Genomic DNA, 7,592 nt, shown 5'->3' with positions numbered 1-7,592 from the left:
GTTCGATTTCGCCGGGCTCATAGCCGTGCATTCGTGCGACGGTGTCCGACCACGTCCACGCGTCGCTGTCGTATCGGTATTCGAATCTGCCGACCCGCTGCGGTTCACCGCCAAGCAAAGCCTTGTCCAGCACGCGGACTGCATGGCCGTCGGTGGCGGGGTGATCGTCATCGGTCGCCAACCGATCCACCGTGGTCTGGTCGACCTGACTCCTGCTGTCGGCCATTTTTTCTGACCTCTTGCTGTCGAGTACTGCCCCGGATAAGGATGCGATTTGTGGGCGGACCAGGTCGGCGCGCAAGTCGCACACGTAAGTGTGCGTCAGTGGGCACGGATTCGCCAGCGTACCTCGCAATTAAAACGGCTGACGCCAGCATGAGGGGTTACTCGTAGGCCCCCGCGCGCTACACCGCGACAACGGACCGTTGCCGCTGTTAGCTGCCGATCCCGCCCGGCTGCAGAAGAATTGTTGCGAGGCCTACAGCATTCAGGTCGCGAGGCCGTAGAAGTCAAATGCCTTCCTATTGTCGTCCTGGCGGTGTCAACACCCGCGCGTGGGGTATCAAGGTCGGATGAGCGATACCGCAGTCTTGGTCGTCGACATGATGAACAGCTACCAGCATCCTGACTCCGAACAACTTATCCGCAATGTCGAAAAAATCATCGGCCCAGTTGCCGACTTGGTGCGACGCGCACGCAAGGGCGACAAGGTCGACCTGGTGTACGTGAACGACAACTACGGCGATTTCACCGCCCAGTTTTCTGACATCGTCCGTTCGGCGCGTGAGGGTGCGCGGCCAGACTTGGTGGAGCCGATCCTGCCGACGGACGACAGCCAAGTGTTGACGAAGGTCCGTCATAGCGCGTTCTACGCGACGTCGGTGGCTTATCTGTTACGTCGTTTGGACACCAAGCGGCTCATTCTGATCGGCCAGGTTACCGAGCAATGCATCCTGTACACCGCGCTGGACGCCTACGTGCGGCACATCCCGGTTGTCGTGCCGACTGACGCCGTCGCTGGCATTGACGCCGAGCTCGCGGCGGCGGCGCTGATGATGATGGAGCGGAACATGGATGCCGAGTTGACGACGGCAGCGGACTGCCTCGGGTAGTCCGCAACCAGGCGACAATCCATTCAAAGTTGGTCAGCAGCGAAACATGCTGGTGCGCGTTGAAATGGCGTCGTTTTACGACGCGTGGTGGTTAAGGGCCGGGCCACTCACCGGTCGCCTTCTCGAATAGGCGCGCGCCTTGACGGTCGATGACGGTGGTGACGACTGAGAAAATCACGCCCTGAACGGCGGCGGCGAGCAGGATCTCCTTGAAGGGGTATTTGGTCTCTAACGCCGTCGGCGGATGGGGCGTGTCACCGGGCGCGGCGCGCCGCCATACCTGTTTGAAGATGGCGCCGGCTAGCAGGCCCCCCACTGCTGAGCTCAGGAGACCGACTGGCCGGTACAGAATCTGGGCCCACCTACTCGTTGACTCCGACATGCGCGCGCCCCTTTCGTGTGATCGGTGCGGTCTATCGGCGGCGCCGCCAGACCACGAGACCGATGATGGCGATGCTGGCCGCGATGACTGCTCCGACCGGTAGCCACGGTTTACCCGACCCGGCATCGCCGGCAAGCACTTCGTGGGCCGCCGATTGTGCCGCGTTCGCTTTCTCGGCGACGACGTCGCGAGTCTGCACGGCTTTCTCGGTGAGGCGGTCCTTGGTATCGGAGGCCTTTTGTTTCACTTGTCCTTTGACGTCGGCCTTTGCGGCCAGCGCCTCCACGGTCTGTCCGAGTTCGTGGCGCGTTTTGTCGATGTCGGCCTGGATGTCCTCGACGCTGGCGTCGGGCCCCGGCTCACCGGTCGGCGCGGGTGGTGTCGTTTCATCGGCGGTCACGACGGGCACCTTTCACTTCATTGATGTCCTGTTTGATGTTGGCGACGGTCTTGTTCGGGGTGGGGGAGGCTTCGCCGAGCTGCTGCTTGCTGATGAGACCGGCGATGCCGGCGATGACGAACAGGGCCGCGGCGATGATCAACGAGGCAGCCCAGACCGGCAGCACCAGGGCGAGGGCGGCGATCGCTGCGGTAATCAGGCCAAGCACCCCAAATACTGCCGTGAGTCCCGCGACGCTGAATAGGCCGGCGCCGATACCGGCGTGCTTGGCTGATTCAACGAATTCCCGTTGTGCCAAACGCATCTCATCGCGTACTAGCCTCGTGGTCTGCGCTGACAACTGAGCGAACAACTCACCGATCGGGGCGTCGGCGGCGGAGTTCGGTTCCGGGTGCATTTCGACCTTCTCTCTCCGTATTCCTACCGGCACACAGCCGGGGACGCAGCTGTCTAGCAACGGAAGTGCCCGTGAGAGCCACAGATCAAACCATCGGTGTTGAGAGTTGGTGTCTGCCGCGTGCCGGCTGCCAAGTAGCAGAATTCCCAAGATGACCGACAAAGCGAATCCCGACCAGCGTGAGCATTGGGGGATGGTCGGTCACTATACGATCGCCGGCTCGGCGTGCCAGCTCGGCCCTGCGGGCACCAAATTGGCGCGGCTACTGCGGGATAACCGCGATCGCATCGCCATCAGCGACATCGAAATCGTCGCCGGCAACCGGTATGAACCCGGCCCGCAGAGCGCTTTCGTCGCGCTGGCTGACGTGCCGGACCTGGTGTGGCGCCGCACCCGGCCCGAAGACGCCGCTAATCATTTCGCCGATATGGATCAGCCAGGTGGAGCCGCGGCGGGCGGGCAGACGTTGATGCAGCTGTGGCACGGCGGCGACGGCACGTGGCGAACCCCAGCTGGCTGGACTGCTTTCTACGACTCGTTGACGCCCCCGCCAACCGATGAGCACCGCGGGGCTCTGCCGTTTCGTGCCGCGCAGCTCTACGGACGGATGGTCCAGGCGGTGCGCAATGATGACGTGCTCGGATATGTCGCGGCCGCCGGTGTGCTGGCCCACTATGTTGGCGACGCGTGTCAACCGCTGCATGTTTCCCGCCTGCACCACGGCATGCCCGGCGCCGGCGAGGACGCCGTGCACAGTGCGTACGAGACCACGATGCTCGACGAACATGCCGCCGAAGTGGTTGCCGCGGTCAACGCCGGCCTCGCCGATGATCCACACGGGCCGCCGCTCGTCACCGGTTCGGATGAGGCAGCCGATGCCGCGGTGACGTTGATGCAGCGAACCATCGAGGCAATCCCGCCCGCCGATATCGTGTCGGTGTTCGCTGCTCACCCAGGCCCGGACCAAATCGCCCAGTTGTGGAACACCTTCGGTGCCGCCACCGTCAAGCGTCTGAAAGACGGGGCGAAAACGCTGGCGATGCTATGGACTGCGGCCTGGCGCGAAGGCCGCGGCGAAACGCTGGACGCCGCCAAGATTGGGCGGCAACCAAAGTCCGCACTGCAAAAGCTTTACAACACGGACACTTTCGCCCCAAGCGTGTGGCTCAAGAACTGGAATACCCTGCCCCACCTCTAGAGCTGGGTCGTCGCAACCCTTGCCACTGCATCGGGCAGGGCGCTCTCCGGGATCTCGCGCGTCGTGCTTCCTACTGCGGTCTCGCGTGTCACGAGGTAGGTGTAGCGGTCAGCACCGGGGTCGGCGGCGAGGGGTTCTTCAGTGTCGAGGAGATGTTCCAGGGTCTGTCGATCGTCTGGATTCAGCGCATCACCATCGATAGCGCCACTGGCTGTCAGGCCGGCGAGACCACCGCGTCGTTCGATGATGTACCGATTGCCCATTGCCGCGTCCCGACCGTCCTGACTCGAATCGACGATGCTCAGACCGCGATGTCGGGGTCGGGGATCCCGACGCGCGTCCAGGCGTCGTCCACGCCACGATAGACGTTGGTATCACGTGGGAACAGCGATCTGGCCGCAGCGCGGGTGAGCCCGGCGAACTCGGCGAAGTTCGTCAACGGTCGGGCTTTGTCGCTGGTGAGTGCCGCGTACCAGACTTTCCCGGCCTTTTCCCAGGCTTGTCCGCCGATGGTCGTCGCCGCAAGGTAGAACGCGTGATTCGGGATACCGCTGTTTTCATGCGGATCGCCTTTGGGAAGGTAGTCGCGGTAGTGCAACGGTTGCGTCGACAGGCAGTGTCGCGAGCCAGGTGCGGCCAGATCGCGCAGACAGGTGTAACCCTTTTGCAGTGCGATGGGGCCGAGGACACCAGGGCCGACCAGCCACTCCGCTTGATCAACAGTCTGCTTGTGCCGCCACTGATGAAATATCACGCCGAACACGTCAGAGACACTTTCGTTGAGCGCACCGGGTTCGTCGGAGTAGTTCAAGCCCGCAGTGAATTGGGTGACGCCGTGGGTCAACTCGTGGCCGACGACGTCATCCGATCTGGTGAAGTCAGTGAAGACTTGACCGTCGCCGTCCCCGTACGTCATCTGGAAGCCGTTCCAGAAGGCGTTGTCGTAGCGCACACCGTAGTGAATCGACGACATCAACGTCATGCCGGCATCGTCAACCGAGTTGCGGCCAAAGCATTCCCGGTAGAAATCGATCACGGCGTGAGTCGTGTCGAACGCGCGTTTCGCCGTCATGTCCGAACTGCCACCCGGATCGGCGACGGGCGTGCCTGGCAGTGATTGGGTGTTCTTGCAGTTGTAGACCGTGACCGCCGGCACCCGTGCGAGCACACCCGCCAACCGGAGGCTCGCGATCCCTCTCGCGAGCAGAGTGGATTGCGTCGCTTCGCTGTGGGCGTGGCGTAGTTCTCGCCACGCGGACTCCACGGCGGCGCTGTCGAGCAGTGCTCGTCGGGACTCCGTCGGGATCGAATCGTCGTCGGCGAGCCTGCGCAATACAGCTGCGGGAACAATGAAGCGACCGCGGCAACCCGACATCAGACATCTCCTTAGCGCCGTCCGTGCTCCACACGTTAGCCAGCTGCAAATGGGCTCCTCGTGACGGTCGGCTCAGATCTCGAAGCCGGTGCCGCCGATGCCGGCGGCTGCACTGGACAGATCGCCCGCAACAGTGGTGTCAGCCCCAACCAAAGCCCCTGCCAGGCCGCGAATATCTGCAGCGAAAACTTGAGCCCGCGCCTGGCGAGCACCCAGCTCTGCCGCGGTGCGGCTGGTCCGGCTGTCAGTCACCGAAAAGTCTTCTCCGACGATGAATCCCGCGCCATGGGCGTCCTCGACTGCGTAGAGAACACGGTTACGAAGGTGGTCGAGTACGCCGGCCTGTTGACGGGCGATGCGCGACGCGCTGCGAAGCTGATCTGCCTGGCCGCTGGCAACGGTGTAGTCCGACGCGGTCCGTGCTCGAAGAGCATTGGCGGCCGCACCGTCCCAGTCCAGCACATGAGCCTGGTTCCGGACCTGCCAGTGCGCCTCCTCCCAGCGGTCAGCCAAGCTGCACCAATGGTCAGCGGCGTCGACCAGGTGGTCGGTGGTGTACGCCTTTATCTGGCTGAGCGTCGGGACCATTCGAACTTCCTGAGCTAAGTTTCTTTGAGCATGGGGTCAATTGATCTCGGCGCCAACTGATTCCGCTGATCGTCGGGCGGCGGCGACATTGACGGCGGCTCCGACTGACTACCCACGATGTGACCGAACGCGTGGTCGGTGGGCACCGGCAAGCTTTGAGGCGCGCCACCAACATGACTCAGCGAACTGGTCAAGGTGCTGGTGAGATTGGTCGTGATCGAAACTGCCTGGCCCCCAAGCTGCCCGAGCGTTCCGCCGATCGAGCTGCTGACGCTTCCTAACGAGCCCGCCATGCTAATCACATCGTGCATCGGGCCAGTGACAAGACTCATCACGTCCTTGATGTCGCCGGCCTTTACCGTCTCGTGCTGTTGATACGCGTTGGCGGCATTAGTGGGTACCGCGGCGGTCTCATCGATGCGTGCCTGAAACGTCGCGGTGGCGGCCGCCGCTTGGCGATGGATGCCGCTGGTCGCCGCAGCGCTGGGCCAGGTCCTCGCGAGGTTGACCGAGGGAACGCCGCTCGCACCTAGATCGCCGCCGATCATCTGCCAACGACTGGCCGCAGCGCGCAACGCATCTGTGTCAGCGTGTAGGACTGCCGCCATTGATCCTCGCTTCTGAGCCGCTCGACCTGAAGGTCGCGCATGCTGACGAAGCGTAATCGCGATGCCGCAGCGCGCAAGTCACCCCAAAACGGCAGCTGAACGCGGATTTTCGGCCCGACTGCCGGCGCTGGGCCGAGGTGAGTTGCAGCTCATTCCATGGACACGTCATCGGGCGCTTCTTAACGTTGAATGTGTGGCGAGTGAGCAATTCGTGGACGCTGCCTGGACTGGGCATACCCGTGGGTCTGCGGCCTACGGCCGGCTACTCGCGGCGCTGTTCTGCGCGGGCGTTGCGACATTTGCGCAGCTGTACTCACCGCAAGCCGTATTGCCGTTGATTTCAAAGGATTTAGGTGTCGGAGCGGCGAGTGCCGCACTGCTGGTTTCGGCGTCGACGGTAGGTCTGGCCATCGGAGTCATCCCGTGGTCAGCGTTGGCCGACCGCATCGGCAGGGTGAAGGCGATCACGATTTCGGTCACCGTCGCCACCGTGGTCGGCATGTTGGTGCCCTTCGCGCCGACGCTCTCACTTCTTCTCGCCGGTCGTTTCGTTGAGGGTCTAATGGTCGGCGGCGTACCCGCCATTGCGGTGGCCTACCTGACGGAAGAGGTAGATCCGGTGCACGCCGCGAGAGCGGCCGGCATATTCGTCGGCGGCACCACGATCGGCGGACTGCTCGGACGGCTCGTCTCCAGCCCTGTTGCCGAGGTGGCCGGGTGGCGCGTCGGCATCTTCACCGTCGCGGTGCTCTGCGGGTTGGCGGCCATGGGGTTCGTCAAGCTCGCTCCCGATCCGCGCGGATTCACCCCGGTGTTGCGCCACGACACCAATCCCGAAGGCAGCCTTGGCCATCGGCTCGCCGCCAATGTGCGCACACCACGCCAACTGGTGCTCTTTGCGCAGGGGTTTCTGCTGATGGGCGGATTCGTGGCGCTCTACAACTTCCTCGGCTTCCAGTTGACTCGTGCACCGTTCCACCTAGCGCCCTCGGTGGTGAGCCTGATGTTCCTGGCCTATCTGGCCGGCACCTGGGCGTCGTCACGGGCGGGTGCCGAAGCCGCCCGCTTCGGCCGCAAGCGGGTCCTGCTGGTGGCTGTGTCGATCATGATGGCTGGTGTCGCAATGACGCTCAGCGACAACGTCATCGCGGTCCTGATCGGGCTTGTGGTCGCGACGGCCGGATTCTTCGGTGCACACTCCACCGCGGCCGGATGGACCGGCCAGGCTGCACCCGTAGGCAAAGCCCAAGCATCGTCGCTGTACAACCTGTTCTACTACGCAGGCTCAAGCGCCATCGGATGGCTGGGAGGCGTGGCCTTCGACGCCCGCGGCTGGTCGGCCGTCGCCGTGACGATCCTGGTGTTCGCCGGTATCGCGGTGTTGCTTGCGGCGCGCTTTCTGCACGACGACTAGCGATCTGGCGCAGGCCGCGTCGTCGCGCGATACTGTCGACGCGACAAGAACACTCACCTTCGAAGCGCAAAGGCTAGAGGTGCTCCAGCGATCGATCGACGACGTCGTAGCTACCACC

General features: G+C 63.5%; 10 protein-coding genes and 1 pseudogene. 3 read left to right on the top strand and 8 right to left on the bottom strand.

The features are described from left to right. A pseudogene (locus tag VGH54_RS16890) lies at positions 1–226 on the bottom strand (antitermination regulator); the annotation flags it as partial. Positions 227–572: 346 nt separating this feature from the next. On the opposite strand from VGH54_RS16890, the gene VGH54_RS16885 reads away from it, so the two are divergent. Further along, positions 573–1,112 carry an isochorismatase family cysteine hydrolase gene (locus tag VGH54_RS16885; RefSeq protein ID WP_331513225.1) on the top strand — a complete coding sequence of 180 codons (540 nt, stop codon included), beginning with the start codon at positions 573–575 and terminating at the stop codon, positions 1,110–1,112. 91 nt (positions 1,113–1,203) lie between these two features. Here VGH54_RS16885 and VGH54_RS16880 read toward each other — a convergent pair whose 3' ends face one another. From VGH54_RS16880 to VGH54_RS16870, 3 genes are read right to left on the bottom strand one after another with little or no spacing between them, the layout of a single operon-like run. Continuing rightward, positions 1,204–1,494: a DUF4235 domain-containing protein gene (locus tag VGH54_RS16880; RefSeq protein ID WP_331513224.1), complete on the bottom strand. Its 291-nt coding sequence runs from the start codon at positions 1,492–1,494 to the stop codon at positions 1,204–1,206. A 31-nt stretch (positions 1,495–1,525) separates the two neighbouring features. Further along, entirely contained in the window at positions 1,526–1,894 is a 369-nt protein-coding gene (locus VGH54_RS16875) for a DUF3618 domain-containing protein (RefSeq protein WP_331513223.1), read from the bottom strand. Next, the gene (locus tag VGH54_RS16870; protein ID WP_331513222.1) at positions 1,881–2,291 is read right to left on the bottom strand and encodes a phage holin family protein; all 411 of its coding nucleotides are present in this window, start codon (positions 2,289–2,291) and stop codon (positions 1,881–1,883) included. Before VGH54_RS16870 ends, VGH54_RS16875 begins: the two co-directional genes overlap by 14 nt. A 151-nt stretch (positions 2,292–2,442) precedes the next feature. Here VGH54_RS16870 and VGH54_RS16865 point away from each other — a divergent pair, with 151 nt between their 5' ends. Further along, positions 2,443–3,489, top strand: a complete 1,047-nt coding sequence (locus VGH54_RS16865; protein ID WP_331513221.1) for a hypothetical protein — start codon at positions 2,443–2,445, stop codon at positions 3,487–3,489. Here the strand turns inward: VGH54_RS16865 and VGH54_RS16860 are convergent. From VGH54_RS16860 to VGH54_RS16845, 4 genes are all read right to left on the bottom strand, one after another. Continuing rightward, entirely contained in the window at positions 3,486–3,752 is a 267-nt protein-coding gene (locus VGH54_RS16860) for a protealysin inhibitor emfourin (RefSeq protein ID WP_331513220.1), read from the bottom strand. The two genes, VGH54_RS16865 and VGH54_RS16860, sit on opposite strands and share 4 nt — an antisense overlap. Positions 3,753–3,790: 38 nt before the next feature. Further along, positions 3,791–4,864, bottom strand: coding sequence for a M4 family metallopeptidase (locus VGH54_RS16855; protein WP_331513219.1), 1,074 nt, complete (start codon positions 4,862–4,864; stop codon positions 3,791–3,793). A gap of 72 nt (positions 4,865–4,936) precedes the next feature. Continuing rightward, positions 4,937–5,452, bottom strand: a complete 516-nt coding sequence (locus VGH54_RS16850; protein WP_331513218.1) for a hypothetical protein — start codon at positions 5,450–5,452, stop codon at positions 4,937–4,939. A 14-nt stretch (positions 5,453–5,466) separates the two neighbouring features. Then, positions 5,467–6,060, bottom strand: a complete 594-nt coding sequence (locus tag VGH54_RS16845) for a hypothetical protein (RefSeq protein ID WP_331513217.1) — start codon at positions 6,058–6,060, stop codon at positions 5,467–5,469. 193 nt (positions 6,061–6,253) lie between these two features. Between VGH54_RS16845 and VGH54_RS16840 the strand changes: the two genes are divergently transcribed. Next, the gene (locus VGH54_RS16840) at positions 6,254–7,474 is read left to right on the top strand and encodes an MFS transporter (protein WP_331513216.1); all 1,221 of its coding nucleotides are present in this window, start codon (positions 6,254–6,256) and stop codon (positions 7,472–7,474) included. Positions 7,475–7,592: the final 118 nt, after the last annotated feature.

It is taken from the genome of Mycobacterium sp. (assembly GCF_036488105.1).
GTDB lineage: Bacteria > Actinomycetota > Actinomycetes > Mycobacteriales > Mycobacteriaceae > Mycobacterium.
Note: the sequence above shows the minus strand (reverse complement) of the source record. Positions and strands in the feature narration are given on the sequence as shown.

Excerpts from the sequence above, each read along its gene's own strand:
- VGH54_RS16885 (WP_331513225.1), top strand. The coding sequence starts at position 573 with ATGAGCGATACCGCAGTCTTGGTCGTCGACATGATGAACAGCTACCAG.
- VGH54_RS16880 (WP_331513224.1), bottom strand. The coding sequence starts at position 1,494 with ATGTCGGAGTCAACGAGTAGGTGGGCCCAGATTCTGTACCGGCCAGTC.
- VGH54_RS16870 (WP_331513222.1), bottom strand. The coding sequence starts at position 2,291 with ATGCACCCGGAACCGAACTCCGCCGCCGACGCCCCGATCGGTGAGTTG.
- VGH54_RS16865 (WP_331513221.1), top strand. The coding sequence starts at position 2,443 with ATGACCGACAAAGCGAATCCCGACCAGCGTGAGCATTGGGGGATGGTC.
- VGH54_RS16860 (WP_331513220.1), bottom strand. The coding sequence starts at position 3,752 with ATGGGCAATCGGTACATCATCGAACGACGCGGTGGTCTCGCCGGCCTG.
- VGH54_RS16855 (WP_331513219.1), bottom strand. The coding sequence starts at position 4,864 with ATGTCGGGTTGCCGCGGTCGCTTCATTGTTCCCGCAGCTGTATTGCGC.
- VGH54_RS16850 (WP_331513218.1), bottom strand. The coding sequence starts at position 5,452 with ATGGTCCCGACGCTCAGCCAGATAAAGGCGTACACCACCGACCACCTG.
- VGH54_RS16845 (WP_331513217.1), bottom strand. The coding sequence starts at position 6,060 with ATGGCGGCAGTCCTACACGCTGACACAGATGCGTTGCGCGCTGCGGCC.